Annotated in this window: 27 protein-coding genes; 17 read left to right on the top strand and 10 right to left on the bottom strand. The window is 70.0% G+C overall.

Annotation, left to right across the window (positions count from 1 at the left end):
• Window positions 1-2: 2 nt before the first annotated feature.
• Entirely contained in the window at window positions 3-998 is a 996-nt protein-coding gene (locus ABD732_RS07410; protein WP_344782174.1) for a sulfate/molybdate ABC transporter ATP-binding protein, read from the top strand.
• 156 nt (window positions 999-1,154) lie between these two features.
• The gene (locus ABD732_RS07405) at window positions 1,155-2,780 is read left to right on the top strand and encodes an AMP-binding protein (protein WP_344782172.1); all 1,626 of its coding nucleotides are present in this window, start codon (window positions 1,155-1,157) and stop codon (window positions 2,778-2,780) included.
• Between the two features lie 98 nt (window positions 2,781-2,878).
• Here ABD732_RS07405 and ABD732_RS07400 read toward each other — a convergent pair whose 3' ends face one another.
• From ABD732_RS07400 to ABD732_RS07370, 7 genes are all read right to left on the bottom strand, one after another.
• Window positions 2,879-3,460: a type 1 glutamine amidotransferase domain-containing protein gene (locus tag ABD732_RS07400; RefSeq protein WP_344782170.1), complete on the bottom strand. Its 582-nt coding sequence runs from the start codon at window positions 3,458-3,460 to the stop codon at window positions 2,879-2,881.
• The gene (locus ABD732_RS07395; RefSeq protein ID WP_344782168.1) at window positions 3,447-4,016 is read right to left on the bottom strand and encodes a Dps family protein; all 570 of its coding nucleotides are present in this window, start codon (window positions 4,014-4,016) and stop codon (window positions 3,447-3,449) included. Before ABD732_RS07395 ends, ABD732_RS07400 begins: the two co-directional genes overlap by 14 nt.
• A gap of 398 nt (window positions 4,017-4,414) precedes the next feature.
• Window positions 4,415-5,149 carry a sirohydrochlorin chelatase gene (locus ABD732_RS07390; protein WP_344782166.1) on the bottom strand — a complete coding sequence of 245 codons (735 nt, stop codon included), beginning with the start codon at window positions 5,147-5,149 and terminating at the stop codon, window positions 4,415-4,417.
• Window positions 5,150-5,193: 44 nt separating this feature from the next.
• Entirely contained in the window at window positions 5,194-6,537 is a 1,344-nt protein-coding gene (locus ABD732_RS07385; RefSeq protein ID WP_344782164.1) for a sulfate adenylyltransferase subunit 1, read from the bottom strand.
• Window positions 6,537-7,508, bottom strand: a complete 972-nt coding sequence (cysD, locus tag ABD732_RS07380) for a sulfate adenylyltransferase subunit CysD (protein ID WP_425553005.1) — start codon at window positions 7,506-7,508, stop codon at window positions 6,537-6,539. Before cysD ends, ABD732_RS07385 begins: the two co-directional genes overlap by 1 nt.
• Window positions 7,505-8,233 carry a phosphoadenylyl-sulfate reductase gene (locus ABD732_RS07375; RefSeq protein ID WP_344782160.1) on the bottom strand — a complete coding sequence of 243 codons (729 nt, stop codon included), beginning with the start codon at window positions 8,231-8,233 and terminating at the stop codon, window positions 7,505-7,507. Before ABD732_RS07375 ends, cysD begins: the two co-directional genes overlap by 4 nt.
• Before the next feature lie 12 nt (window positions 8,234-8,245).
• On the bottom strand, window positions 8,246-9,964 hold the full coding sequence (locus tag ABD732_RS07370) for a nitrite/sulfite reductase (protein ID WP_344782158.1): 1,719 nt from the start codon (window positions 9,962-9,964) through the stop codon (window positions 8,246-8,248).
• 339 nt (window positions 9,965-10,303) lie between these two features.
• On the opposite strand from ABD732_RS07370, the gene hemW reads away from it, so the two are divergent.
• Window positions 10,304-11,530 carry a radical SAM family heme chaperone HemW gene (hemW, locus tag ABD732_RS07365; RefSeq protein WP_344782156.1) on the top strand — a complete coding sequence of 409 codons (1,227 nt, stop codon included), beginning with the start codon at window positions 10,304-10,306 and terminating at the stop codon, window positions 11,528-11,530.
• A gap of 80 nt (window positions 11,531-11,610) precedes the next feature.
• Here hemW and ABD732_RS07360 read toward each other — a convergent pair whose 3' ends face one another.
• Window positions 11,611-12,033, bottom strand: a complete 423-nt coding sequence (locus ABD732_RS07360) for a type II toxin-antitoxin system VapB family antitoxin (protein WP_344782769.1) — start codon at window positions 12,031-12,033, stop codon at window positions 11,611-11,613.
• A gap of 96 nt (window positions 12,034-12,129) precedes the next feature.
• On the opposite strand from ABD732_RS07360, the gene hrcA reads away from it, so the two are divergent.
• From hrcA to ABD732_RS07290, 14 genes are all read left to right on the top strand, one after another.
• Window positions 12,130-13,164 carry a heat-inducible transcriptional repressor HrcA gene (gene hrcA / locus ABD732_RS07355; RefSeq protein WP_344782154.1) on the top strand — a complete coding sequence of 345 codons (1,035 nt, stop codon included), beginning with the start codon at window positions 12,130-12,132 and terminating at the stop codon, window positions 13,162-13,164.
• A gap of 26 nt (window positions 13,165-13,190) precedes the next feature.
• Window positions 13,191-14,342, top strand: a complete 1,152-nt coding sequence (dnaJ, locus tag ABD732_RS07350) for a molecular chaperone DnaJ (RefSeq protein WP_344782152.1) — start codon at window positions 13,191-13,193, stop codon at window positions 14,340-14,342.
• On the top strand, window positions 14,339-15,091 hold the full coding sequence (locus tag ABD732_RS07345) for a 16S rRNA (uracil(1498)-N(3))-methyltransferase (protein ID WP_344782150.1): 753 nt from the start codon (window positions 14,339-14,341) through the stop codon (window positions 15,089-15,091). The genes dnaJ and ABD732_RS07345 overlap by 4 nt, the downstream gene beginning before the upstream one ends.
• On the top strand, window positions 15,088-15,870 hold the full coding sequence (locus ABD732_RS07340; RefSeq protein ID WP_344782148.1) for an alpha/beta hydrolase family protein: 783 nt from the start codon (window positions 15,088-15,090) through the stop codon (window positions 15,868-15,870). Before ABD732_RS07345 ends, ABD732_RS07340 begins: the two co-directional genes overlap by 4 nt.
• 56 nt (window positions 15,871-15,926) lie before the next feature.
• A complete protein-coding gene (locus ABD732_RS07335) occupies window positions 15,927-16,724 on the top strand; it encodes a helix-turn-helix domain-containing protein (RefSeq protein WP_344782146.1) in 798 nt (265 codons plus the stop codon).
• Window positions 16,725-16,825: 101 nt separating this feature from the next.
• On the top strand, window positions 16,826-17,302 hold the full coding sequence (locus ABD732_RS07330) for a PaaI family thioesterase (protein WP_344782144.1): 477 nt from the start codon (window positions 16,826-16,828) through the stop codon (window positions 17,300-17,302).
• Window positions 17,303-17,386: 84 nt separating this feature from the next.
• Window positions 17,387-18,385, top strand: coding sequence for a PhoH family protein (locus ABD732_RS07325; protein WP_344782767.1), 999 nt, complete (start codon window positions 17,387-17,389; stop codon window positions 18,383-18,385).
• Window positions 18,382-18,945, top strand: coding sequence for an rRNA maturation RNase YbeY (gene ybeY / locus ABD732_RS07320; RefSeq protein ID WP_344782142.1), 564 nt, complete (start codon window positions 18,382-18,384; stop codon window positions 18,943-18,945). The genes ABD732_RS07325 and ybeY overlap by 4 nt, the downstream gene beginning before the upstream one ends.
• A gap of 3 nt (window positions 18,946-18,948) precedes the next feature.
• On the top strand, window positions 18,949-20,409 hold the full coding sequence (locus tag ABD732_RS07315) for a hemolysin family protein (protein WP_344782140.1): 1,461 nt from the start codon (window positions 18,949-18,951) through the stop codon (window positions 20,407-20,409).
• The gene (era, locus tag ABD732_RS07310) at window positions 20,406-21,314 is read left to right on the top strand and encodes a GTPase Era (protein ID WP_344782138.1); all 909 of its coding nucleotides are present in this window, start codon (window positions 20,406-20,408) and stop codon (window positions 21,312-21,314) included. Before ABD732_RS07315 ends, era begins: the two co-directional genes overlap by 4 nt.
• A gap of 112 nt (window positions 21,315-21,426) precedes the next feature.
• Entirely contained in the window at window positions 21,427-21,873 is a 447-nt protein-coding gene (locus ABD732_RS07305) for a hypothetical protein (RefSeq protein WP_344782136.1), read from the top strand.
• 18 nt (window positions 21,874-21,891) lie between these two features.
• Window positions 21,892-22,380, top strand: a complete 489-nt coding sequence (locus tag ABD732_RS07300; RefSeq protein ID WP_344782134.1) for a hypothetical protein — start codon at window positions 21,892-21,894, stop codon at window positions 22,378-22,380.
• Window positions 22,381-22,410: 30 nt separating this feature from the next.
• Window positions 22,411-23,211 (top strand): DNA repair protein RecO, encoded by an 801-nt coding sequence (gene recO / locus ABD732_RS07295; RefSeq protein ID WP_344782132.1) that lies wholly within the window; start codon window positions 22,411-22,413, stop codon window positions 23,209-23,211.
• 26 nt (window positions 23,212-23,237) lie between these two features.
• Window positions 23,238-24,038, top strand: coding sequence for an isoprenyl transferase (locus ABD732_RS07290; RefSeq protein ID WP_344782130.1), 801 nt, complete (start codon window positions 23,238-23,240; stop codon window positions 24,036-24,038).
• A 1-nt stretch (window position 24,039) separates the two neighbouring features.
• On the opposite strand, the gene ABD732_RS07285 is transcribed toward ABD732_RS07290, so the two are convergent.
• Window positions 24,040-24,354 carry a DMT family transporter gene (locus ABD732_RS07285; RefSeq protein ID WP_344782128.1) on the bottom strand — a complete coding sequence of 105 codons (315 nt, stop codon included), beginning with the start codon at window positions 24,352-24,354 and terminating at the stop codon, window positions 24,040-24,042.
• The gene (locus tag ABD732_RS07280; RefSeq protein WP_344782126.1) at window positions 24,351-24,719 is read right to left on the bottom strand and encodes a DMT family transporter; all 369 of its coding nucleotides are present in this window, start codon (window positions 24,717-24,719) and stop codon (window positions 24,351-24,353) included. The genes ABD732_RS07285 and ABD732_RS07280 overlap by 4 nt, the downstream gene beginning before the upstream one ends.
• Window positions 24,720-24,809: the final 90 nt, after the last annotated feature.

The raw sequence follows: 24,809 nt of genomic DNA, 5'->3' as shown, positions 1-24,809 counted from the left end.
ACGTGTCCATCTCAGTCATCGGAGCCAACAAGCACTACGGCGACTTCGCCGCGCTCGACGACGTCTCCATCGACATCCCGGAGGGGTCGCTGACCTCGCTGCTGGGGCCGTCCGGCTCCGGAAAGTCGACGCTGCTGCGTGCTATCGCCGGCCTGGACTCACTCGATTCGGGGACGGTGGTGATCAACGGCCGCGACGTCTCGCGCACCTCGCCGCAGCACCGCGACATCGGCTTCGTCTTTCAGCACTATGCCGCGTTCAAGCACATGACGGTGCGCGAGAACATCGCCTTCGGCCTCAAGATCCGCAAGCGGTCCAAGGCCGAGGTGAACAAGAAGGTCGACGAGCTGCTGGAGATCGTGGGTCTGGAGGTGTTCCAGAAGCGGTATCCGTCGCAGCTGTCGGGCGGTCAGCGCCAGCGCATGGCACTGGCCCGCGCCCTCGCGGTGGACCCGCAGGTGCTGCTGCTCGACGAGCCGTTCGGCGCCCTCGACGCCAAGGTGCGCGACGATCTGCGCCGCTGGCTCCGCCAGCTGCACGAGGAGGTCCATGTGACCACCGTGCTGGTGACTCACGACCAGCAGGAGGCGCTGGACGTCAGCGACCGGATCGCGGTGCTCAACAAGGGCCGCATCGAGCAGGTCGGCACCCCGGACGACCTGTACGACCGACCCGAGAACGTGTTCGTCGCGTCGTTCCTGGGCTCGGTGTCGCGGCTGAACGGGCAGTTGGTGCGCCCGCACGACATCCGCATCGGCCGGACCCCGGAGATGACCTTCCCGCCGGCCGGTACCGAGCTGGACACCGGTGTGGTCCGGGCGACGGTCAAGCGCGTGGTGAACCTCGGCTTCGAGACCCGCGTGGAGCTCACCGCGGCCAACACCGGCGAGGACTTCATCGCCCAGATCACCCGCGGGGATCAGAACGCGCTGGTGCTGGCGGCCGGGCAGACCGTGTACGCCCGCGCGACGGCCGTCCCGCAGCTCGCGGCGGAGTAACACCGGCGCCGGGTTCGGCACGGCGCGGGTCGTCGCCGTCCGTCGCCGCAGGGGGACCGCTCGTCGCACACGGACGCTCTGGCAGTGGCGTGGCACGCAGTGCCACAACTAGTGTGAGTGGGAGCACCGCATCGCACTGACACCACAAGGATCCCGATGACTCTCACCGCCCGCTCCGGACTCGACACCCCACTCACGCCGCTGCGCTTCCTGGAACGCGCGGCCGACGTCCACCCGGACAAGCTCGCGGTGATCGATGGTGACCGCCGGCTCGGCTACGCCGAACTCGCCGAGCAGGCGACGACGCTGGCGAGCGCCCTGCGGGTCTCGGGCGTCACGGCGGGCGACAAGGTGGCCTACCTGGCCGGCAACTCACTGGAACTGCTGGTGGCGCACTTCGCGGTGCCGCTGGCCGGCGGTGTGCTGGTGGCGATCAACACCCGCCTCGCACCGGAGGAGATCCGCTACATCTGCGACCACTCGCAGGCGGTCCTGCTGGTCGGCGACGGCCCGCTGCTGGCCGGCCTGAGCGACGTCGCCTTCGCCACGGTCCGCGAGATCGTCGAGGCACCCGGCCAGCAGGGCGACTACACGGGCGCCGGGGTGCGCTACGACGAGCTGATCGGCCGCGGGGACCCGACGGAGCACGTCGCCTGGGAGGTCGACGACGAGGACACCGTCATCACGGTCAACTACACGTCCGGGACCACCGGCCGGCCCAAGGGCGTCATGTACACGCACCGCGGTGCGTACCTGGCGTCACTGGGCAACTTGGTGACCCAGGGCTTCTCGATCGACACCCGGTACCTGTGGAGCCTCCCGATGTTCCACTGCAACGGCTGGTGCGGCCCGTGGTCGCTGACCGCGGCCGCGGGCACCCACGTCTGTCTCCGTGCGGTCCGAGGCGACGACATGTGGCGGCTGATCGACACCGAGGCCGTCAACCGGATGAGCGGTGCACCCACCGTGCTCACCACTCTCGCCACCGCGCCCGAGGCGCACCCGATGGTGACGCCGATGGCGATCACCACGGCCGGCGCTCCGCCGAGCCCGACCATCATCAAGGCGATCCGCCACCTGGGGATCGACATCATCCACGTCTACGGGCTCACCGAGACCTACGGTCCGTACGCCGTGTGCGAGCCCGACCCGAGCTGGTCGGAGCTGTCGGGCGAGGAGCTGTCGGTGCGCATGGCGCGCCAGGGCGTCGGCATGCTGACCGCTGATCGTCTGCGCGTGGTCCGGACCGACGGCGACGGGGACGAGCTGGTCGACGTCGCCGCCGACGGCGTCGAGATGGGCGAGATCGTGATGCGCGGCAACGTGGTGATGAAGGGCTACCTCGACGACCCCGACCGCACCGCTGAGGCCTTCGCGGGCGGGTGGTTCCATTCGGGGGACCTCGGGGTGATGCACCCCGACGGCTACGTCCAACTGCTCGACCGCGCCAAGGACGTCGTGATCTCCGGCGGCGAGAACATCTCCACGATCGAGGTGGAGCAGGCCGTCGTCAGTCACCCGGCGGTGATCGACGTCGCCGTGATCGGCGTGCCCGACGACAAGTGGGGCGAGCGGCCCAAGGCCTACGCGGTGCTGGCCGACGGTCAGAGCGCCACCGAAGCGGATGTGATCGCGCACGTGAAGAGCAAGATCGCCTCGTACAAGGCGCCGCGCGAGGTGGAATTCGTCGCCGAACTCCCCAAGACCTCCACCGGCAAGATCCGCAAGAACGAGCTGCGCGACGAGGCCTGGGGCGACACCCGCACCCGCATCCAGGGCTGAGCCGCCTCGCTGGCGACGCACACCCAGCGCCCGGCCGCAGACCCAGCCCTCGCGAGCGCTGGGACTGCGGCCGACTGCTGGGTCTGTCGCGTGTCCGGTCAGGACGGTGCGGCAACCGTGTGCTGGAGGGCATCGATCAGGGCCGCGCAGAAGTCCGGGAGGTCATCGGGGCGGCGGCTCGAGATCAAAGTGTTCGGGCCGCTCGTGCACACCACCACCTTCTCGTCCACCCACTGCGCGCCGGCGTTCACCAGGTCGGTGCGCAGGCTCGGATACGACGTGAGGGTGCGTCCGCGCACGGCGTTGGCGTCGATGAGCGTCCACGGGGCGTGACAGATCACCGCCACCGGGAGGCCTCGATCGAAGAACGAGCCGGCGAAGGCCACAGCGGCCGGTTGGGTGCGCAGATGGTCGGGATTGGCCACGCCGCCCGGGAGGACGAGCGCGTCGAAATCCGAGGCGTCGAGGTGGTCGACGACGGCATCCACGGGGAACGAGCCGGCCCGGTCGAGGTGACGAAAGGCCTGTACCCGGCCGGGAGCAGTGGAGACCAGAGTCGGTGTGGCGCCGGCTTCGACCACCGCTCGCCACGGCTGGACCAATTCGGACTCCTCGGCGCCCTCCGGGGCCACCAGGAAGGCGACCCGCCCGAAGACGGCGGCGTGGTCATCCCTGGGCATGGCGGGCCCCCTCGTACTCGGTGTACGCCCCACTCGTCCGCAGTCGACCGCCCGGCGTCTCCAGATGCGCCCGGACGAACCAGTGGAACTGCTCGAGGGAACGCGTATGGCCGATCAGCATGTCCTCGGTGACGGGGTCGAGGTCGCCGGTGCTCGTCACGGCACGCCGGTAGCTGTCCAGGATGCCGGCGAAGACCACGTCGAGTGCGCCCAGGTGAGCGATCGCGTCCGCCCGGTTCAGGTCGTAGTCGTCCCAGGTCCGTTGGCCGACGATCGCTCCCGGAGTGCCGAGGGGAATGCCGCCGAGAGCGGCGATCCGCTCCGCGGTCTCATCGGCCATGCCGCGAACCGCCTCGACCTGAGGATCGATCATCGTGTGCACCGCGATGAACTGGGGGCCCACCACGTTCCAGTGGACGTGTTTGAGCGTGAGCGCGAGATCGTTGAGGGCGTTGAGCCGGTCCTGAAGCACGGTGATCACCGCGGTCGCATCGCGGCTGGCGACACCGGGCACGGTGAAGTCGATCGGATCGGGAGTGTCCTGGGTCAGCGACATCGTCGTCCTCCTCGTGCATGTGCAGCCGAACCGCGTGGGCCCGGCCGTCTTCTCGTGAAAGGCCGTGTGCCTCTCCGCCTCACGACTACCCGCGCGGCCGTCGAATCAAACACCGTGCGGGAGGTTCATCGACGGCGGATCCGGGTACCCGGAGACGACGACGCACGTGTGCCCGGTATGGCGCCGGTGCAGCCTGCGACGTCGAGTGAGGAGAGTCAGATGTTCGACACGTCGACCCGACCCGGTCCGGAGCCGATGGCGCCGCCGGAGCGGCCCACCCCCGCGCCGCCGAAACCCCCGCCCCCCGACACCGGTGCCGCCACCGGATCACCCGATGCCGGACGATCCGGAGATCGACCCGAGACCCCGTCCGGATCTGGTGTGAGGCGCTTCCCGACTCAGGCGGGAGCGACGGCCGGGTGCGGCAGACCGGCGGGTGCGGCCGAAAGGTACAGACGCACGACGGCCCCGATGACCGCCGGGTGGTCGGCGACGGGCCCGGCCACGAGGGAACCCGGGGCGATCTGATCGAGCCGGCGTTCCACCCGTTCGGTGAGCAACCCGGCGGACAGGAACAGCGGTGAGGCGGCGATCCGCGAGGCGCCCTGCCGGCGGAGCCGGGAGACCGCGTCGGCGACGGCCGCGCCGTCATGCCCCAGACGGGTCGCGAAGACCGTTTCCACGGGGACGCCGAGCACACTCGACAGCTCGCGGCCCCGAGCGCGGATCGACGCATCCGAGCCCGCATCGGAGGAGCCGACCGCGTACATCAGCACGCCGTCGCCGGGACGCATCCCGGCCTCGGTGAGCCGGTCGACCAGCGCCGGGACGGGGGAGTGCCGCCCGATGACCGGGGCTGCGACGGCGCGCAGCGCGCGATTGCGCCGGTGCGCGCGCGCCAGGATGGCCGGCAGATCGATCTTGCTGTGGAAGCCGTCGCCGAACAGCAATGGCACCACGACCACCTCGCCGCGCAGTTGCGCCAGCGAATCCTCCAGCAGCGGCTCGTTCAGGTCGAGATAGGCCAGCTCCACGCGAACGCCGGGCAGCGACTGCGCGGTGACGGCGGCGACCCGGCGGGCGGTGGCCGAGAAGCGCACGTCCCGGCTGCCGTGCGCCGCGAGGAGCAGCACCGGCCGAGCAGTGGCAGGCCTCGGGACCATGGCGGGCGACCGGCTCACACCAGTGCGACCGACGACAGGTCGAGGTTCTCGAGCGCATCGCCGATCAGGCCGGCGCCGAGGGTGTTGCCGCCCGCCGGATCGATCAGCAGGAAGCTGCCGGTCTCCCGGTTCACCTGGTAGTCGTCGGCGGCGACCGGCTCGGCCGTGGTCAGCGAGATCCGCCCGATCTGGTTGAGCTCCACCGTCTCCGGGGCGTCGATCAGCGCCAGATCCTGTTCGTCGAACAGGGTCTGCAGGTCGCCGATGATGACCGGGGTGGTCTTGGTGCCGTGCTTCAGCAGCAGTCGGGCACCCGGCCGCAGCGGCTTGTCGCCGAGCCAGCAGACGGTCGCGGTGAACTGCTGCGACGGCTCGGGGGAATCGGCGGTCGCCGCGATCAGATCACCGCGCGAGACGTCGACGTCGTCGGCCAGCAGCAGGGTCACGCTGCGGCCGGCGTGGGCGGTCGGCAGTTCGCCGTCGGGGGTGTCGATCTTGGCGATGCGCGTGCGCTGCCCGGACGGCAGGACGACGATCTCGTCGCCGACCGACACCGAGCCGGCAGCCACCTGACCGGCGTAGCCGCGGTAGTCGGGGTAGTCGGGGGTGCGCGGCCGGATCACGTACTGCACCGGGAAGCGCAGGCCCACCGGGCGGCGGTCGGGCTGGTTCGGCACGGTCTCCAGGTGCTCGATCAGCGTGGGGCCGTCGTAGTACGGGGTGTCCTCCGAGCGGCGGGCGATGTTGTCGCCGCGCAGCGCCGAGACCGGGATCTCGAGCACTTGGTCGTCGGAGTAGCCGAGCGAGCGGGTGATCTCGCCGAACTCGGCCGAGACCTGCTTGAACACCGATTCGGCGTCGTCGACCAGGTCGATCTTGTTCACGGCCAGCACCAGACGCGGCACGCCCAGCAGTGCCATGACCGCGGCGTGCCGGCGGGTCTGCGCGACGACACCGTTGCGGGCGTCGACCAGCAGGATCACCAGCTGGGCCGTGGAGGCACCGGAGACGGTGTTGCGGGTGTACTGCACGTGGCCCGGGGTGTCGGCCAGCACAAACGACCGCTCCGGGGTCGCGAAGTAGCGGTAGGCGACGTCGATGGTGATGCCCTGCTCGCGCTCGGCGCGCAGTCCGTCGACCAGCAGCGACAGATCCGGGGTGTCCATGCCGCGGTCCACCGAAGCCTTGGTCACCGCGTCGATCTGGTCGGCCAGCACCGACTTGGTGTCGTATAGCAGGCGGCCGACCAGGGTCGACTTGCCGTCGTCGACGCTGCCCGCGGTCGCGATACGCAGCAGATCGGCGCCGAACCGGTGGGTCGGGGCGTGCGCCGCGGAGTCGGCAGTGGGGGTGCTCATCAGAAATATCCTTCGCGCTTGCGGTCTTCCATGGCGGCCTCGGAGACGCGGTCGTCGCCGCGGGTGGCGCCGCGCTCGGTCAGCCGGGAGGCGGCCACCTCGGCCAGCACCATTTCGTTGTCGACGGCCTCGGACAGGACGGCGCCGGTGGTGGAGCCGTCGCCGACGGTGCGGTAGCGGACCGTCCGGGTCTCGACGGTCTCGTTCTCGCGCGGACCGCCCCACGGACCGGAGGTCATCCACATGCCGTCGCGCTGGTACACCTCGCGCTGGTGCGCGTAGTACAGCGGCGCCAGCAGCACCTGCTCGCGGGCGATGTAGCGCCACACGTCCAACTCGGTCCAGTTGCTGAGCGGGAAGACGCGGACGTGCTCGCCCGGCGCGTGCTTGCCGTTGTACAGATTCCACAGTTCCGGGCGCTGACGCTTGGGATCCCACTGGCCGAAGGCGTTGCGCAGGGAGAAGATCCGCTCCTTGGCGCGGGCCCGCTCCTCGTCGCGGCGGGCGCCGCCGAAGACCGCGTCGAAGCGGTTCTCGGCGATGCCGTCGAGCAGCGGAATGGTCTGCAGGGGATTGCGGATGCCGTCGGGGCGCTCGGAGAGCCGGCCGTCCTCGAGGTAGTCCTCCACCTTGGCCACGTGCAGCCGCAGGTTGTGACGCTCGACGATCTCGTCGCGGAACTCGATGATCTCCGGCAGATTGTGGCCGGTGTCCACGTGCAGCAGCGAGAAGGGCAGCGGCGCCGGCCAGAAGGCCTTGAGCGCCAGGTGCAGCAGCAGGGTGGAGTCCTTGCCGCCGGAGAACAGGATCACCGGACGCTCGAACTCGCCGGCCACCTCGCGGAAGATGTGAATCGCCTCGGACTCGAGAGCGTCCAGGGTGGTGAAACCGTCGGCGTCGCCGGCCGGTCGCACGGCGGCATCGAACGCCGGAGCGCTGGAGAAGGTCTGGGTGTCGGAAGTGATGCTCATGAGGCGTGCAACCCGCATTCTGTCTTGGCGCTGCCGGCCCAACGGCCGCTGCGCGGATCTTGTCCGGGAACTGGTTTGGCGGTGCAGGGTTCGCAGCCGATCGACGGGTAGCCGTCGTCGACCAGCGGATTGACCAGGACACCGTGGGTGTCGATGTAGTCCTGGAACCGCTCATCGCTCCAGGCGGCGAGAGGATTGATCTTCACCAGACCGAATCCCTCGTCGAAGGAGATGAGCGGAGCATTCGCGCGGGTGGGCGCCTCGACGCGACGGATGCCGGTCACCCAGGCGCGGAACGGCGCCAACGAGGCCTTCAGTGGCACCACCTTGCGCAGGCGGCAGCACTCGGCGGGATCGGAGGCGAAGAGGTTCTTGCCCAGCAGTGAATCCTGTTCGGCCACCGTCTGTTCCGGCTCCACGTTGATCAGGTCGAGGTCGTAGATGTCGACCACGGCGTCGCGCGTGCCGAGCGTCTCGACGAAGTGGTAGCCGGTGTCCAGGAACAAGACCTTCAGCTTCTCGTTCTGCACCGTGGACCGATCGATGGCCTTGCTGGCCACGTCGAGCAGGACGGCATCCTGCATGTTGGCGGCGATCACGAAGTCGGTGCCGAAGACGTCGGCGGTCCACTGCAGCAGCTGTTCGGCGGAGGCGTCGGGGCCCAGCTGCCGGGCTCCGTCCTCGGCGATCTCGCGCAGGTGCGCGGTCTCCAGGGTGGTCGTCATGTCACTCACCTCTCACTGCAGTTCCGCGTCGTCGGCGCGGACGACCCACTGGGCGAAGCGCTCACCGTCCTGGCGGCCCGCGATGAAGTTGCGGACCAGGCGCTCGATGTACTCGGTGGCCTCGTCGGCGTAGATCTTGTGCTGACGGAGCTTGCGGCCGAATGCGGTGTCGAAGCCCAGCGAACCGCCGAGATGCACCTGGAAGCCTTCGACGGAATTGCCGTCTTCGTCGGCGATCAACTGGCCCTTGAGGCCGATGTCGGCCACCTGCACGCGGGCGCAGGAGTTGGGGCAGCCGTTGAAGTTGATGGTGATCGGCACGTCGAGCTGATCGTTCAGCTCGGCCAGCCGCTGCTCCATCTCCGGCACCAACTGCTGCGAGCGGCTGCGCGTCTCGGTGAAGCTGAGCTTGCAGAACTCCAGACCGGTGCAGGCGATCAGGTTGCGGCGCCAGCGCGAGGGCCGCGCGGTCAGGCCGACGGCCTCCAGATCGGCTTCGAGGCCGGCGATCTTGTCCTCGGGCACGTTCACCACGACGAGCTTCTGGTACGGGGTGAGCCGGATCGAGTCGGCCCCCGAGCGTTCCACGGCGTCGGCGACGGCGAACAGGCTCTTGTCCGAGAGCCGGCCCGACACGGCCGAGAAGCCCACGGCGAACAGGCCGTTGGTCTGCTCGGTGATGCCGACGTGATCGATGGGCTGGGTGGGCTGGACCGGTGCCGGGCCGTCGATCAGCTTGCGCTCGAGGTACTCGTCCTCGAGCACCTGCCGGAACTTCTCCGGGCCCCAGTCCTTGAGCAGGAACTTCAGCCGCGCTTTCGAGCGCAGACGGCGGTAGCCGTAGTCGCGGAAGATGGAGATGACGCCTTCCCAGACGTCGGGAACCTCGTCGAGGGGCACCCACGCGCCCAGGCGCTGCGCCAGCATCGGGTTGGTCGACAGACCGCCGCCGACCCAGAGGTCGAAACCGGGGCCGTGTTCGGGGTGCTCCACGCCGACGAAGGAGACGTCGTTGATCTCGTGGACCACGTCCTGCTGGCCCGAGATGGCGGTCTTGAACTTGCGGGGCAGGTTGGAGAAGCGCGGGTCGCCGATGTAGCGGCGCTTGATCTCTTCGATCGCGGGAGTGCCGTCGATCACCTCGTCCACCGAGAGCCCGGCGAGAGGGGAGCCCAGCATGCCGCGCGGGCAGTCGCCGCAGGCCTCGGTGGTGTCCAGCCCGACCTCGTCCAGCCGGCGCCAGATCTCCGGGACGTTCTCGATCTCGATCCAGTGGTACTGGATGTTCTGGCGGTCGGAGACGTCGGCGGTGCCCCGCGCGAAGTCGCGCGAGATCCCGGCGAGGGCCCGCAGCTGCGGCACGTCGAGGTGCCCGCCGTCGGTGCGGACCCGCATCATGAAGTACGGGGCCTCGAGGTAGTCGATGTTGTCGTCGTGGGTGTGCGTGCCGTCGTAGCCTTCGGCGCGCTGGGTGTACAGACCCATCCAGCGGAAGCGGCCGCGCAGGTCGGCCTTGTCGATGCCGTCGAAGCCGACGTGCGAGTAGATGTCGAGGATGCGCCGCCGGACGTTGAGCGGGTTGTCGTCCTTCTTGGACTGCTCATTCGGGTTCAGCGGCTCGCGGAAGCCGAGGGCCCACTGGCCTTCGGCCCGGCGCTTGGACGGCCGGGCGCGCTTGCGCGGCGGGGTCGGTGCCGCGTCGTCGACCTTGTCGGGGCTGGTGAGAGTCATTCGGATCTCCTCGCGTATCGCCTGCACGGCGATACGTCACGGGGGCTGGCCAGAGAAGGTGAAAAAGCGAGTCGGCGTCCGGGATCGATCACCGGCGCGGCGCTGCGCACGGCGCGGGAAATCGGAAAGGGCTGGACTGGTCGAGGCCGGACTCGGCTAGGGCAGACACGATGCGCTGTCACAGCGCATGAGGTCGATGTGCCGCCGTTCGATGAGGCGGACGCCCGTAGTAGTCACGCTGACCATGGTGCCATGCCGTCGGCCGTACGTCTAACCTGCATGCATTTATCTGCAGTGTGATTTTAACTACCTCGGGTGCCGGTGGGTCATCATGGACGGATGAGCTTGCGTGCGCCTTCGACCCCGCTGCCGGCCGAGGCGACGGCGCGGCTGCGCGACGTCGATCCGGCCCGCCCTCTCGGGCTCTATCTGCACGTGCCGTTCTGCGCCACCCGATGCGGATACTGCGACTTCAACACCTATACCGCGGGTGAGCTGGGAACGTCGACGTCACCGGCGGCCTGGGCCGACGCCGTCCGGCGGGAACTGGACCGGGCCGCGGCGATGCTGTCGCCGGAGCGTCCGGTGGAGACGATCTTCGTCGGGGGCGGCACCCCGTCGCTGCTGGGGGCCGACGGCCTGGCCGACCTGCTCGGCGCCGTCCGGTCGTCGTTCGCCCTGGCGCCGGGGGCCGAGGTCACCACCGAATCCAACCCGGAGTCCACCTCGCCGGAGTTCTTCGCCGGGCTCCGTGCGGCCGGATACACGCGGATCTCGCTCGGCATGCAGTCCGCCGCGCCGCACGTGCTGGCGGTCCTGGACCGGCGGCACACGCCTGGTCGCGCGCTCGCCGCCGCGCGGGAGGCGGCCGAGGCCGGTTTCGAGCACGTCAACCTGGATCTGATCTACGGGACCCCCGGAGAGACCGATGCCGACCTGGACGCCTCCCTCGATGCGGTGCTGTCGGTCCCCGTCGACCACGTCTCGGCGTATGCCCTGATCGTCGAGGACGGCACCGCATTCGCCCGGAAGGTGCGTCGCGGCGAAGTCCCGATGCCCGACGACGACATCCTCGCCGCCCGGTACGAGCGCATCGACGAGCGTTTGTCCGGGGCCGGAATGACTTGGTACGAGGTGTCGAATTGGGCTGCGGCACAAGACCTCTCGCCGCTTCCGTCGCCCGCCTCGGTGTGCCGACACAACGAGGCCTACTGGCGCAGCGACGACTGGTGGGGGATCGGTCCCGGCGCCCATTCGCACGTGGCGGGCCTGCGGTGGTGGAACCAGAAGCACCCGGCCACCTACGGGGCCTCGCTCGACTCCGGAGCCCTCCCGGTCGGCGGCTTCGAGGTGCTGACCGACGAGGACCGGCACACCGAATCGGTGATGCTGCGATTGCGGATGCGGTCCGGACTCGGGATCGAAGAGTTGTCCGATGACGAGCGGGTGCGGGCCGACCGCGCCTGTGCCGACGGGCTGTTGACGCGCAGCGACGGTGCCTACGTGCTCACCGACCGGGGCCGCTTGCTGGCCGACGGCGTCATCCGCGACGTCCTCGTCGACTGAGGGCGACGGTCGAGGATTCTTGGCGCTTGCAGCGACCCCAGAGGTCGGTCAAAGAGCCAAAAGAGATTGCGAGGGACGCGTCAGTCGCCGGCCCGATGGGCGCCGCGGGCCGGACGGCCGGTGCGCCGGGGATTCACCGGGCGCGACGGGACCGGTGGAAGCCGGTCGGTGCTCTCCGCGGCCGCCGGGGCGCCGGGATGGGCGGTGGGATCGTCCAGGTCGAGCAGGCGCGCATGGACGATGGTGCGGTTCCGCAACGCCGAGCGGACCGCCCGGTGCAGGCCGTCTTCCAGGTACAGCTCCCCGCGGTACTGCACCACGTGCGCGAACAGGTCGCCGTAGAAGGTGGAGTCCTCCGACAGGAGTTTGTCCAGTGCCAGGACGGTGGTGACGGTGATCAGCTCATCGAGGCGGAACTGGCGCGGGGGGATCTGCGCCCACTCGCGCGGCGACAGGTTCAGGTCGGGGTACGGCCTGCCTTCCTGGACGCCCTTGAAGATCATCGTGCTCGGTCTCACTGTCGATTCACTAGGATTACGGGTGAACCATCACGATGGTCCTGATCCACTGTATGCACAACGCCTGAGGGAGGTGCCGAAGTGTCGAGCACAGACGATCGCCGATTCGAGATTCTGCGCGCGATCGTGACCGACTTCGTCGCGACCCAGGAACCGATCGCCTCCAAGGCGCTGGTGAGCCGCCACCACCTCGGTGTCTCCAGCGCGACCGTGCGCAACGACATGGCCGTCCTCGAAGCCGAGGGGCTCATCACGCAGCCGCACACCAGCTCGGGGCGGGTGCCGACCGATAAGGGCTACCGCCTGTTCGTCGACCGCATCCACGAGGTCAAGCCGCTGTCGCAGGCCGAGCGCCGGGCCATTCTGAGCTTTCTGGACCACGCCGTCGACCTCGACGACGTCCTACGCCGCAGCGTCAAACTGCTCGCCGAGCTGACCCAGCAGGTCGCGGTGATCCAGTATCCGGTGCTCTCGACCGCCCGCGTACGGCATCTGGAGGTGGTGGCGCTGAGCCCGCAGCGGCTGCTGCTGGTGGTCATCACCGACACCGGGCGCGTGGAGCAGCGCATGGTGGCGCTGCGCGACCCGCTCGGCGACGACGACCTGGCCCAGGTCCGGACCCTGTTCGGCAGCGCGCTCGACGGTAAGGCGCTGGAGGAGGCCTCGGCGGCCGTGTCCGATCTCACCGACAGTTCCCCGCCCGACCTGCAGCGGCCCATCCTGGAGATCGCGACGGTGCTGATCGAGACCCTGGTGGAGCGGCCCGAGGACCGGCTGGTGCTCGGCGGGACGTCGAACCTGGCCCGCAGCGCCGGTGACTTCGCTCCGATGGGCGGCGGAATGGACACGGTGCTCGAGGCGTTGGAAGAACAAGTCGTGATTCTGCGACTGCTGGCGCACACCCGCGACAACCAGAGCGTCACCGTGCAGATCGGCGAGGAGACGCTGGTGGAGAACCTGCGGGGCACCTCGGTGGTGTCGACCGGGTACGGTGCTTCGGGCACCGTTTTCGGCGGCGTGGGCGTGGTCGGGCCGACCCGGATGGATTACCCGGGCACCATGGCCTCGGTCGCCGCGGTGGCGCGATATGTCGGCGAAGTGCTCGCCGACCGATAGTCGAAGTAGCAAAGGACGTTCTTTCCGTGGCTCGTGATTACTACGGCATCCTGGGGGTCTCCCGGGATGCTTCCGACCAGGACCTCAAGCGGGCCTACCGGCGGCTCGCGCGTGAGTTGCACCCCGATGTGAACCCGAGTGAAGAGGAACGGTTCAAAGAGGTCACCACGGCCTACGAAGTGCTGGCCGACCCGGACAAGCGCCGGATCGTCGATGCCGGCGGCGACCCGCTGGCCGGCCCCGGTGGCATGGGCGGTGGATTCGGCGGCGACTTCGGTGGTCTGGGCGACATCTTCAACACCTTCTTCGGCGGTGGCGGAGGAGGCTTCGGCGGGGGCCGCGGTCCCCGCGGACGCGTGCGGCCGGGCGAACCGGCGCTGGTCGGCCTGACCCTGGACCTGGACGAGATCGCCGAGGGTGCCGAGCGGGAGATCACCGTCGACACCGCCGTCCTCTGCGATGTCTGCGAGGGCGCCGGAACCCGCGACAATTCGCGTCCGGTCACCTGCGGCACCTGCCGGGGGCAGGGTGAGATCCAGACCGTGCAGCGGTCGTTCCTCGGCCAGGTGATGTCGGTCCGCGAGTGCCCCGAATGCCACGGCGCCGGTGAAGTGATCCCGGACCCGTGCGTCAAATGCGGCGGCGACGGCCGCGTGCGCTCACGCCGCACCCTGACCGTGAAGATCCCGGCCGGCGTGGAGCAGGGCATGCGCGTGCGCCTGGCCGGTCAGGGCGAGGTGGGCCCCGGCGGCGGCCCCGCCGGCGACCTCTACGTCGAGATCAGCGAGAAGCCCGACGAGGTCTTCGTCCGTGACAAGGACGACCTGCACTGCACCCTGCGGGTACCGATGGTCGACGCCGCCCTCGGCACCGAACTCGACATCGACACCGTTCTGGGCGGCACCGCACGGATCGGCATCGAGCCGGGCACTCAGCCGGGCACCGTCGTAACGGTCAAGGGGCAGGGCCTCCCGCACCTGAACACCGGACTGCGCGGGCACCTGCATGCACACCTCGAAGTGGTGGTGCCGACCAAGATCGACGACACCCAGAACGACCTGCTGCATCGCCTGCGCGAGAGCACCGACGACGACGTCGAACTGGTCACCGCCTCCTCGAAGGGCTCGTCCAAGGACGGTCTGTTCTCGCGTCTCCGCAACGCCTTCGCGGGCCGATGACGCCGCCGGTCTTCTGGGTCGACGAGGTCCCGCGCGCCGGCGAGAGCGCGCTGGTGACCGGCCCGGAAGGCCGCCACGCGGTCACCGTCACCCGGCTGAAAGCCGGTGAAGAAGTGATCCTGGGCGACGGCCGCGGCACCCGCGCCGAGGGCACGGTGACGCACACGTCCGGCAAGGACCGGCTAACCGTCCGGGCCGGCCGCGTCGAGTTCGTCGCGCAGCCCAAGCCGCTGGTCACCATCGTGCAGGCGCTGCCCAAAGCCGAACGCGCCGAACTGGCCGTCGACCTGATGACCGAGGCCGGGGTGGACGTGATCGTGCCGTGGCAGGCCGCGCGCAGCATCGCGCGCTGGTCGGGGGCCAAAGCGGCCAAGGGCGTCGACAAGTGGCGGACCGCCGCGGCCACCGCGGCCAAGCAGTCGCGGCGCGCCTGGATCCCCGAGGTCACCGACCTGTCCACGACGATCGACGTCCGTGACCTGTGCGCCCGGGTGCACGCCGACTCGGGTGTGGTCGCGATCCTGCACGAGGACGGCGCCACCCCGTTCCGTGCCGTCGACTTCTCCGGCGCCGCCGAAGTGGTGCTGGTGATCGGCCCGGAAGGCGGCCTCACCGAACAGGAGATCGCCGACCTGACCGCCCTCGGCGCGCGCACCGTCCTGCTGGGGCCGGAAGTGCTGCGCACCGCGGCCGCCGGCGCGGTCGCTCTCGGCGCCCTCGGTGCGGTGACCGACCGGTGGGCCCGATGACCGCTGCACCCGGCGCCCGGACCGTCACGCGCCGCAGAGTGGCCTACGGACAACAGCCGTCGCAGTTCGGTCACCTGTACCTCCCCGGGGCCGTCGGATCCGGCCCGGTGCCGCTGGTGGTGCTGGTGCACGGCGGGTCGTGGTCGACCGAGTTCGCGCTCACCATCAACACCGCCGTCGCCCGCGACCTGGCCGTGCGGGGCGCGGCGGTCTGGAACGTCGAATACCGGCGCCGCGAGGAAGGCGGCGGCTGGCCGCAGACCGGCCGCGACGCGCTGGCCGCCCTGCGCGCCCTCGACGGCCCGGTGGCCGCGGAGCTGGCCGCGGCCGGCGTCGCCGTGCACCGCCACGACGTGGCCGTCGTCGGGCATTCGGCAGGCGGTCAGCTCGCGACCTGGGCGGTCGCCCGGCTGGGAGCCCGGACGACAGATCACCGGATCACCACAGTGGTGCCGCAGTCCGCAGTGCTCGACTTGACGGTCCCCGAGGTGCGCGACAAGGAGTCCGTCGCCGGCCTGATGGGCGTGCCGTACGCGGTGGCGCCCGACCGCTACCGGGAGGCCTCGCCCGCCCAGGCACCGGTGACCGACGCGACGGTCGCGATCGTGCACACCCTCGACGACCAGGCCGTTCCGCCGGCGCTGAGCCGGCACTACGCCGAGGTGATGCGTGAGCGCGGCCAGGCGGTGACCCTGACCGAGGTGCCGGGCGATCACGCCGCCTTCGTCGATCCGCGCAGCCCGGCCCACCGGCAGACGCTGCGGTTGCTCGGTCTGTGACCCGCGGCCGGGCGCGGGTGCTGTCGAGACGGCGACGGCTTTCGTAGGCTCGGTGAATGGCAGAAGCGTCCGGGGCCGGTGTCGGTGATCTCCTGCGATCGTGGCGGCGTCGCCGGCAGTTGAGTCAGCTGGACCTGTCCGCACGCACCGGGGTGTCCACCAGGCACCTGAGCTATGTGGAGACCGGGCGGTCCCGCCCGACGCGGGCGATGATCGAGCGCCTCGCGGCCGAGCTGGAGATCCCGCTGCGTGAGCGCAACGAGTTGCTGCTCGCCGCCGGGCTGGCACCGGCCTACCCCGAACGCAGCCTGGACGCGCCCGAACTGCTCGCCGTCAGCGGAGCACTGCAGACCATCCTCGACGCGCACCTGCCGTTCCCGGCCCTGCTGCTGGATCGCTGGTGGAACGTGGTGGACCGCAACGCGGCCACCGACGTCCTGCTTGCCGGGTGCGCAGCGGAGCTGCTGGAGCCGCCGGTGAACGCGGTCCTGCTGACCCTGCACCCGGAGGGCCTCGCCCCCCGGATCGCCAATCTGGGCCAATGGCGGGCGCATCTGCTCGCACAGGTGCGCAGCCGGGCGGCGCGCACCGGCGACCGGCGTCTGCACCAGCTCGCCGACCGGGCCGCCGCCCTCCCCGGCGAGGACGCGGGCCGCGCCGCGCGGGCCGACGTGGTGGTCCCGCTGGAACTGGAGACCGCCGCCGGCGTGCTGCGCTTCTTCAGCATCTCGACCGCGGTGGAATCGGCTGCCGACGTCACGATCGACGAGCTGCGGCTGGAGGCCTTCTATCCGGCCGACGAGGCTACCCGCGGTGCGATCGCGGCCGGCGCGCAGGCCGCCGCGCGGCGGTGACATGACCTCCGAGGTCATCGACGGGAGGCGCCCGATGCGGTGACGCTGGGTCTACCGTGCCGCCGGACCGGCCGGCGGCACCGGACCCACCAGGAGTTCTCATGCATTCACTCGCCTCCCACTGGATCGACGACATCCTGCTGGCCTCTCCGGTCGCCCGCGGCCTCGGCATCTCGGTCGAGGCCGCGCAGGCCGACCGCATCGTCGCCCGGCTGCCGTACTCCGACGGCGTCACCACCACGCCCGGAGTGATCCACGGCGGGGTGATCGCCACGCTGATCGACACGGCGGGCGCCATGGCCTCGGCGTCCGGTCTGGCCCCCGGCGACGGCGCCACCGGCGGGGCGACGTCGCACCTGACAGTCACCTACCTGGCGCCGGCCGGGTCGGAGCTCACCGCGACGGCCACCGTGGTGCACCGCACCCGGTCGGCGACGGTGACGAACGTGCACGTCCACGATGCGCAGGGGCGTCCCGTGGCCACCGGACAGGTCAGCAGCCGGATCTTCCGCAGGCCCTCGGCGGGCGTGCCAGAGGGTGCGGAAACCGAGAAGCGCACCGGCGCCGGCACGGGATAGACTTAGCCCAATCGACCGGCGATTTCAGGAGTGAACAGCTTAGTGACCGACGACAACCACACACCCCGCGTGGCGACCTCGAGCATGGAGATCCCACACGAGCTGGTGGTCGGGTTGCTGGGGGCCAACGACGTCAATCTGCGCACCCTGGAATCGCAACTGCCGGCCGACGTCCACGTCCGGGGCAACCGGATCTCGCTGACCGGTCCGTCCGCCGACGTCGCGGCCTCCGAGCGGGTGATCGCCGAACTGGTGGTGCTGGTCCGCAGCGGCACCCCGCTGACGCCGGACCTGGTCCGCGAGGCGATGACCATCCTGTCCGACACCTCGACCACCGATTCGCCGGCGCAGGTGCTCAGCCTGGACATCATCGCGCGGCGGGGCAAGGCCATCCGGCCCAAGACGCTGAACCAGAAGCGGTACGTGGACGCGATCGACGCGAACACCATCGTCTTCGGGCTCGGTCCGGCCGGTACGGGTAAGACCTATCTCGCGATGGCCAAGGCCGTGCAGGCACTGCAGCGCAAAGAGGTCAGCCGCATCATCCTGACGCGGCCGGCCGTCGAGGCGGGGGAGCGGCTGGGCTTCCTGCCGGGGTCGCTGAGCGAGAAGATCGACCCGTATCTGCGTCCGCTGTACGACGCGCTGCACGACATGATGGACCCCGAGGCCATCCCGAAGCTGATGGAGGCCGGGGTGATCGAGGTGGCGCCGCTGGCCTACATGCGCGGCCGCACCCTCAACGACGCCTTCATCATCCTCGACGAGGCCCAGAACACCACCGGTGAGCAGATGAAGATGTTCCTCACCCGGCTGGGATTCGGCGCCAAGATGGTGGTCACCGGTGACATCACCCAGGTGGACCTGCCGGGCGGGGCGCGCAGCGGTCTGCGCATCGCGACGTCCATCCTCGAGGGCATCGACGACATCCACTTCGCGGAGCTGACCAGTGCGGACGTGGTCCGGCATCGGCTGGTCGCCGACATCGTCGACGCCTACGGCCGCGCCGAGGAGAACGACGGACTCGCCGGCAACCGCGCGCAGCGCCGCGCCCACGGCGCGCAGGCGGGCCGTCGCCGATGAGTATCGAGCTGTTCAACGAGTCCGGCGTCGACGCCCCGGAGGATCAGATCATCGAGGTCGCGCGGTTCGCGCTGGGCGCGATGGACGTGCACCCGGCCGCCGAGCTGTCCATCCAGCTGGTCGACCTGGACACCATGGCGGGTCTTCACGTGCAGTGGATGGATCTGCCCGGCCCCACCGATGTGATGAGCTTCCCGATGGACGAGCTCACCCCCGGTGGCCGCCCCGATGCCGACGCGCCGGGACCGGCCATGCTCGGCGACATCGTGCTGTGCCCGGAGTTCGCCGCCGATCAGGCCAAGAAGCAGCGGCACAGCTTCGAGCACGAGCTCGCGGTGCTCACCGTGCACGGGGTGCTGCATCTGCTGGGCTTCGATCACGCCGAGCCGGCCGAGGAGAAAGAGATGTTCGGCCTGCAGAACGCGATCCTCAGCGATTGGTACGACGCGCGGGACGACCGCGTGCGGGCGCAGCGTCAGGCGGAGAAGGACGCCCGCCTGCTGCGCGACATCGGCTTCGACGGAGCGCCCGGGGCCGACCCCGGGACGCCCGGGCACTGACCGATGGTGCGCGACATCGTCTTTCTGGGCGTCGCCGCCTCGTTCACCGTCCTCGCCGGGCTGCTGACCGCGATCGACTCGGCCCTGGCGACGGTGTCGGTGGCCCGCATCGACGACATGGTCAAAGACGAGCGGCCCGGTGCGAAACGCCTGGCCGAGATCGCTGCGCAGCGGCCCACCTACATCGCTCTCTCGGTGCTGCTGCGCATCGGTTTCGAGACCGCGTCGACGGTCCTCGTGGCCATCGTGGCGGTCGACGGCCTCGGCCTCACCTGGGGGATCGTGGTGGCCGTCCTGGCCATGATGGTGGTCTCGTTCGTCGCGGTGGGCGTGGGACCGCGCACCGTCGGCCGGCAGTACGCCTATTCGATCGCGCTGGTCGCCGGCCCGTTCCTGACCGGTATCGGGGTGCTGCTGCGCCCGGTGACGCGCGTGCTGATCCTGCTCGGTAACGCGCTGACCCCCGGCGGCGGATTCCGCAACGGCCCGTTCGCGACCGAGGTGGAGGTGCGTGAGGTGGTGGACCTGGCACAGGTCCAGGGCGTGGTGGACGACGACGAGCGACGCATGATCCAGTCGGTGTTCGAACTCGACGAGACCAACGCCCGAGAGGTGATGGTGCCGCGGCCGGAGATCGTCTGGATCGAGGCGGACAAGTCGGCCACCCAGGCGCTCAGTCTGGCGGTGCGTTCGGGTCACTCGCGCATCCCGGTGATCGGCGAGAACCCCGACGACATGCTGGGGCTGGTCTACCTGAAAGACATCGTCGAGCGCATGCTGCCGCACGGGACCCTGCAGACCGGTCTCAGCGTCGCCGACGTGATGCGGGAGCCGTGGTTCGTGCCCGACTCCAAGCGGCTCGACGATCTGCTGGAGGAGATGCAGACCCACCACAACCACATGGCGCTGCTGGTGGACGAGTACGGGGGCATCGCCGGCCTGGTGACCATCGAGGACGTCCTGGAGGAGATCGTCGGGGAGATCGCCGACGAGTACGACACCGACGAGGTCCCGCCGGTCGAGGAGGTCGCCGCCGGCGTCTACCGCGTCTCCTCCCGGCTGCCCGCCGAAGACCTGGGCGAGCTGTACGGGATGGAACTCGGCGACGACGACGTGGAGACCGTCGGCGGCCTGATGGCCTGGAAGCTCGGCCGCGTACCGCTGCCCGGCTCGCGGGTGAAGACCGCGGGCCTGCTGCTGACCGCCGAGGGCGGCCCCAACAGGGTCGGACGCCAGCGCATCACCACCGTCCTGGTGGAACGTCAGACGCCGGCCGGGGACGAGGCACGGGCGGACCGGAAGAACAAGCGGGACAAGGCGTCCCGGGAGCGCACCGGCAGACGTGAGAGCATCGGGTCCGGCGCCGACACGAAGACTCACCGATCGGCGGACAGCGTCGTCCGGGACGAGCCGCCGCGGCCCGCCGCCGCGGACGCCGGCGCCTCAGAAGGAGACCAGCAGTGACCGAGACCGAGTTCCGTTCTGGATTCATCTGTTTTGTGGGGCGGCCGAACACCGGCAAGTCGACGCTCACCAACGCGCTGGTGGGGGACAAGGTCGCCATCACCTCCAACCGGCCGCAGACCACCCGCCACGCCATCCGCGGCATCGTGAACCTGCCGCACGCACAGTTGGTGCTGGTGGACACCCCCGGCCTGCATCGGCCGCGGACGCTGCTCGGCAAGCGACTCAACGATCTGGTGCTCGACACCCTCTCCGAGGTCGACATCATCTGCCTGTGCATCCCCGCCGACGAACCGATCGGCCCCGGCGACAAATGGATCATCGAGCAGATCAAGCCGCTCGCCAAGCGCACCAAGGTGATCGGCATCGTCACCAAGCTCGACAAGGCCGGACCGGAGAAGGTGGCCGAACAGCTGATCAAGCTGTCCGGGCTGCTGGGCCCCGAGGCCGACGTGATCCCGGTGTCGGCCAAGTCCGGTGAGCAACTGGACGTGCTCACCGACCTGCTGGTCTCGCTGAGCGAGCCCGGACCGGCGTTCTACCCGGACGGCGAGCTGACCGACGAGCCCGAGCAGGTCCTGATGGCCGAGTTCATCCGCGAGGCCGCCCTGGAGGGGGTGCGCGACGAGCTGCCGCATTCGCTGGCGGTCACCATCGAAGAGGTGATTCCGCGCGAGGGCTCCGACCCGCCCATGGTCGACGTCCACGCCATCCTGTACGTGGAGCGGGACAGCCAGAAGGGCATCATCATCGGTCACCGCGGGGCCCGCCTCAAGGAGGTCGGCACCAGAGCCCGGTCGCAGATCGAGAAGCTCCTGGGCTGCCGGGTCTACCTGGACCTGCACGTCAAGGTGGCCAAGGACTGGCAGCGGGACCCCAAGCAGCTCGGGCGTCTGGGTTTCTGACGAGACGGCCCGGGATTTCAACGGGGAGATCGTTCCGAATCGGCGTGCCGCAGGGCAGAATCAGACACACGGTCCGCGCTCAGGGTGTGGGCGCCGGTGAGAAGAGAAGGTCATGATCCGATTTCTGCTGAGCGTCGCGGTGAACCTGGCCTCGGCCGCGGTCGCCTTCCTGATCTGCGCCGCGGTGGTCGCCGACTTCACTCTGTCGGTCCGGGGCTTCTTCATCGCCGTCGCGATCTTCACGGCGCTGCAATCGATTCTGGCGCCCTTCGTCTTCAACCTCGCCCGCAAGTACGCCTCGGCGATCCTGGGCGGCATCGGGCTGATCTCGACGCTGCTGGCGCTGTGGATCACCACGCTGATCAGCGGCGCCCTGTCGATCAGCGGGTTCACGGCCTGGCTGGCCTCCACCGTGGTCGTCTGGTTCGCCAGCGCACTGCTCACCTGGGGCCTGGGTTTCCTGATTCTGCGGCGCTGGTGGGACGGCCGGACCGAGTCCAGGGCCGAGAACGCGGCCGCCGATGCCGCGCTGGCCCGCCGCGAGGCCCGGGGCGAGTAGCGCGGAGAACGACACCCGATGCTCGCCTTTCCCGCCAGCGTTCTGCAGGTCGTGATCGCGGCGGCAGCAGCCCTGCTGATCGGCGACCGGCTGATCGGTGGTCTGCGCCTGTCTCTTGCAGGCGGGATCGTGGGGACGCTCGTGATCGGGGCGGTCGTGCTGCTTCTGGTGTGGCTGCTGCTGCGGATTCGGCCGACTGCGTCCGGTTGGACGATGCCGGTGGTGCCGGCAGTGCTCGCGGTACCGGCCGGGCTCGCGGCTGCGACACAGCTTCCGGGTGCGGTGATGGTTCCGAATGCGGTGACGTGGCTCGCCGCGATCGTGCTGGGCGTGGTGGCCTTCGTGCTGGGCTGCCGGGTGGTGGCCGCGTTGTTCGCGCTCGGTGCGTTCGCTGTCCTCGGCGTGATGATGCGGGACGAGACCGCCCGCACCCGGCGGGCCCGTACAGCTGAGATCGCCCGGGCGGATCGGGCCGAAGAGGCGTTCTGGCGCGAGTCGGGACGCTGATCGGTCGCAGGTGGATGAGAGAATGTTGCGGTGAGGAATTACCAGGACGAGGCGGTGGTGATCCGCCAGCACAAGCTCGGCGAAGCCGACCGCATCATCACCTTCCTCACCGCCGAGCACGGTCTGGTCCGTGCCGTCGCGAAGGGGATCCGGCGCACCCGGTCCAAGTTCGGGGCGCGGCTGGAGCCGTTCGCGCACGTGCACGTGAGCCTCTATCCGGGCCGCAACCTCGACATCGTGACGCAGGTGCACACTCTGAACGCCTTCAGCGAGTCGATGGCTCGGGACTATGCGCGCTACACCACCGCCTGCGCGGTCCTGGAGACCGCGGAGCGGCTGGCCGGTGAGGAACGGGCTCCGGCGCTCCAGTTGTACCGGCTGACCGTGGGGGCGCTGACCGCGCTGTCGGAGGATCGCCGGGAACGCCGGCAGATCCTGGATGCCTTTCTGCTGCGGGCGATGGGGGCCGCGGGCTGGATGCCCTCGCTCGACCTCTGTGCCCGCTGCGCGAATCCCGGTCCGCACAAGGCTTTTCACGTCGCCGCGGGCGGTGCCGTGTGCGTGTACTGCCGACCGGCGGGGGCAGCGACCCCGTCGGTGGGCGTCCTGGAACTGATGGATGCGCTGGCCCGCGGTCAGTGGGAGCACGTGTCGTCGGCCACCGAATCGCAGCACCGGCAGGCGACCGGCCTGATCGCCGCGCACCTGCAGTGGCATCTGGAGCGGCGACTGCGGACACTGCCGCTGATCGAACGGCACACGCCGCCTAACCTGGAGGCAGGGTCCGGCGGAACGCCGCCGGGACCGTCGCAGACGGCGACCACCGCGTGAGCAACTCCGAGGAAAGGCGAGGGACGATGGCACGACTGACCCGCCGCTCCCGGCCGGCGACCGCACCGCGCGCGATCCGGGCCCCCGATCCGCACCCGTCCGGCGCGACGCCGCCGGCCATCCCGGCCGAGTTCGTGCCGCAGCACGTCGCGCTGGTGATGGACGGCAACGGGCGCTGGGCGCAGGAACGCGGGCTGCCGCGGACCGAAGGGCACAAGCGCGGCGAGGCCGTCTTGATGGACGCGGTGTGCGGGTCCATCGAGATCGGCGTGAAGTGGCTGTCCGCGTACGCCTTCTCCACCGAGAACTGGTCCCGCAGCCCGGACGAGGTGAAGTTCCTGATGGGCTTCAACCGGGATGTGATCCGCCGGCGCCGCGACGAGATGAACGAGATGGGCGTCCGCGTCCGGTGGGCCGGCCGGCGGCCCCGCTTGTGGCGCAGCGTGATCAAAGAGCTCGAAGTGGCCGAGGAACTGACCCAGGACAACGACGTCATGACGCTCGTCATGTGCGTCAACTACGGGGGCAGGGCCGAGATCGCCGACGCCGCGCGGGAGATCGCGCGTCGCGCCGCACGCGGCGAGATCGACCCGGACCGGATCACCGAGGCGAGCTTCGCGCGCTACCTCGACGAGCCGGACATGCCCGACGTCGACCTGTTCCTGCGTCCGTCGGGCGAGCAGCGGCTGTCGAACTTCCTGCTGTGGCAGTCCGCCTACGCGGAGATGGTGTACCAGGAGAAGCTCTTTCCCGACTTCGATCGCCGTGACCTCTGGGCGGCCTGCCTGGAATACGCCAAGCGCGATCGCCGCTTCGGCAGCGCGTGACTCAGCCGAGTTCCACCAGGAGGACACCGAGGATGATCAGCACCATGCCCAGCGACATCCGCAGGGTGATGGGGTCCTTCCAGATAACGCGGGCGGCCAGCGCGATCGCCACGATGCCGATCGCCACCCACAGTCCGTAGGCGACGCCGACCGGGAACCCGTCGGCCAGTGCCATGCGCAGGAACCCGAACGCGACGACGTAGCTCAGCGCGACCGGAAGCAGCCAGATCCGCTTGCGGAAGCCGTCGCTGGCCCGCAGTCCGAGTGTGCCGAGCACCTCGCCGAAGATGGCCAGCAGCAGCCAGATCCAGCTCACCGGGTCACCTCCGGCCCGGTGTCGGTGGGTTCGTCCAGGATCACCGGACGCGCACCGGTCTCCACCAGGACGACGCCCGCGATGATCACCCCGATCCCCAGGAGAGCGACGGTGCTGAGGGTCTCCCCGAAGACCACCGTGCCGAGCAGAGTGACCAGCGCGACGCCGAGCGCGCCCCAGATGCCGTAGGCGGCGCCGAGACTCATGCCCGCACGCAGGGCCAGAGCCAGCAGGTAGTAGGCAGCCGCATAGCCGACGACGACCACGGCGGCGAGCGCCGGACGGTCGACGGTGGCCCGCAGGGCCAGAGTGCCGGCCACTTCGGCGGCGATGGCGCACGCGAGCAGCACCCACTTGCGGCTCATCTGGTGCCGCTCCCGGCGAAGGCATCCGGCGTGGATCCGGCCTCCGAACGGGGCCACGGGTCGAGTGCGTCGACGGTGAACCGGCCCTGC

The sequence above is a fragment of the Gordonia caeni genome (assembly GCF_039537105.1).
In the GTDB taxonomy this organism is placed as follows: Bacteria; Actinomycetota; Actinomycetes; order Mycobacteriales; family Mycobacteriaceae; genus Gordonia; species Gordonia caeni.
Note: the sequence above shows the minus strand (reverse complement) of the source record. Positions and strands in the feature narration are given on the sequence as shown.

What these genes read in the sequence shown, in the direction of transcription:
- ABD732_RS07405 (WP_344782172.1), top strand. Translation starts at nt 1,155, where the DNA reads ATGACTCTCACCGCCCGCTCCGGACTCGACACCCCACTCACGCCGCTG.
- ABD732_RS07400 (WP_344782170.1), bottom strand. Translation starts at nt 3,460, where the DNA reads ATGCCCAGGGATGACCACGCCGCCGTCTTCGGGCGGGTCGCCTTCCTG.
- ABD732_RS07395 (WP_344782168.1), bottom strand. Translation starts at nt 4,016, where the DNA reads ATGTCGCTGACCCAGGACACTCCCGATCCGATCGACTTCACCGTGCCC.
- ABD732_RS07385 (WP_344782164.1), bottom strand. Translation starts at nt 6,537, where the DNA reads ATGAGCACCCCCACTGCCGACTCCGCGGCGCACGCCCCGACCCACCGG.
- cysD (WP_425553005.1), bottom strand. Translation starts at nt 7,508, where the DNA reads ATGAGCATCACTTCCGACACCCAGACCTTCTCCAGCGCTCCGGCGTTC.
- ABD732_RS07375 (WP_344782160.1), bottom strand. Translation starts at nt 8,233, where the DNA reads ATGACGACCACCCTGGAGACCGCGCACCTGCGCGAGATCGCCGAGGAC.
- ABD732_RS07370 (WP_344782158.1), bottom strand. Translation starts at nt 9,964, where the DNA reads ATGACTCTCACCAGCCCCGACAAGGTCGACGACGCGGCACCGACCCCG.
- hemW (WP_344782156.1), top strand. Translation starts at nt 10,304, where the DNA reads ATGAGCTTGCGTGCGCCTTCGACCCCGCTGCCGGCCGAGGCGACGGCG.
- ABD732_RS07360 (WP_344782769.1), bottom strand. Translation starts at nt 12,033, where the DNA reads ATGATCTTCAAGGGCGTCCAGGAAGGCAGGCCGTACCCCGACCTGAAC.
- ABD732_RS07345 (WP_344782150.1), top strand. Translation starts at nt 14,339, where the DNA reads ATGACGCCGCCGGTCTTCTGGGTCGACGAGGTCCCGCGCGCCGGCGAG.
- ABD732_RS07340 (WP_344782148.1), top strand. Translation starts at nt 15,088, where the DNA reads ATGACCGCTGCACCCGGCGCCCGGACCGTCACGCGCCGCAGAGTGGCC.
- ABD732_RS07335 (WP_344782146.1), top strand. Translation starts at nt 15,927, where the DNA reads ATGGCAGAAGCGTCCGGGGCCGGTGTCGGTGATCTCCTGCGATCGTGG.
- ABD732_RS07330 (WP_344782144.1), top strand. Translation starts at nt 16,826, where the DNA reads ATGCATTCACTCGCCTCCCACTGGATCGACGACATCCTGCTGGCCTCT.
- ABD732_RS07325 (WP_344782767.1), top strand. Translation starts at nt 17,387, where the DNA reads ATGGAGATCCCACACGAGCTGGTGGTCGGGTTGCTGGGGGCCAACGAC.
- ybeY (WP_344782142.1), top strand. Translation starts at nt 18,382, where the DNA reads ATGAGTATCGAGCTGTTCAACGAGTCCGGCGTCGACGCCCCGGAGGAT.
- ABD732_RS07315 (WP_344782140.1), top strand. Translation starts at nt 18,949, where the DNA reads ATGGTGCGCGACATCGTCTTTCTGGGCGTCGCCGCCTCGTTCACCGTC.
- ABD732_RS07305 (WP_344782136.1), top strand. Translation starts at nt 21,427, where the DNA reads ATGATCCGATTTCTGCTGAGCGTCGCGGTGAACCTGGCCTCGGCCGCG.
- ABD732_RS07300 (WP_344782134.1), top strand. Translation starts at nt 21,892, where the DNA reads ATGCTCGCCTTTCCCGCCAGCGTTCTGCAGGTCGTGATCGCGGCGGCA.
- ABD732_RS07290 (WP_344782130.1), top strand. Translation starts at nt 23,238, where the DNA reads ATGGCACGACTGACCCGCCGCTCCCGGCCGGCGACCGCACCGCGCGCG.
- ABD732_RS07280 (WP_344782126.1), bottom strand. Translation starts at nt 24,719, where the DNA reads ATGAGCCGCAAGTGGGTGCTGCTCGCGTGCGCCATCGCCGCCGAAGTG.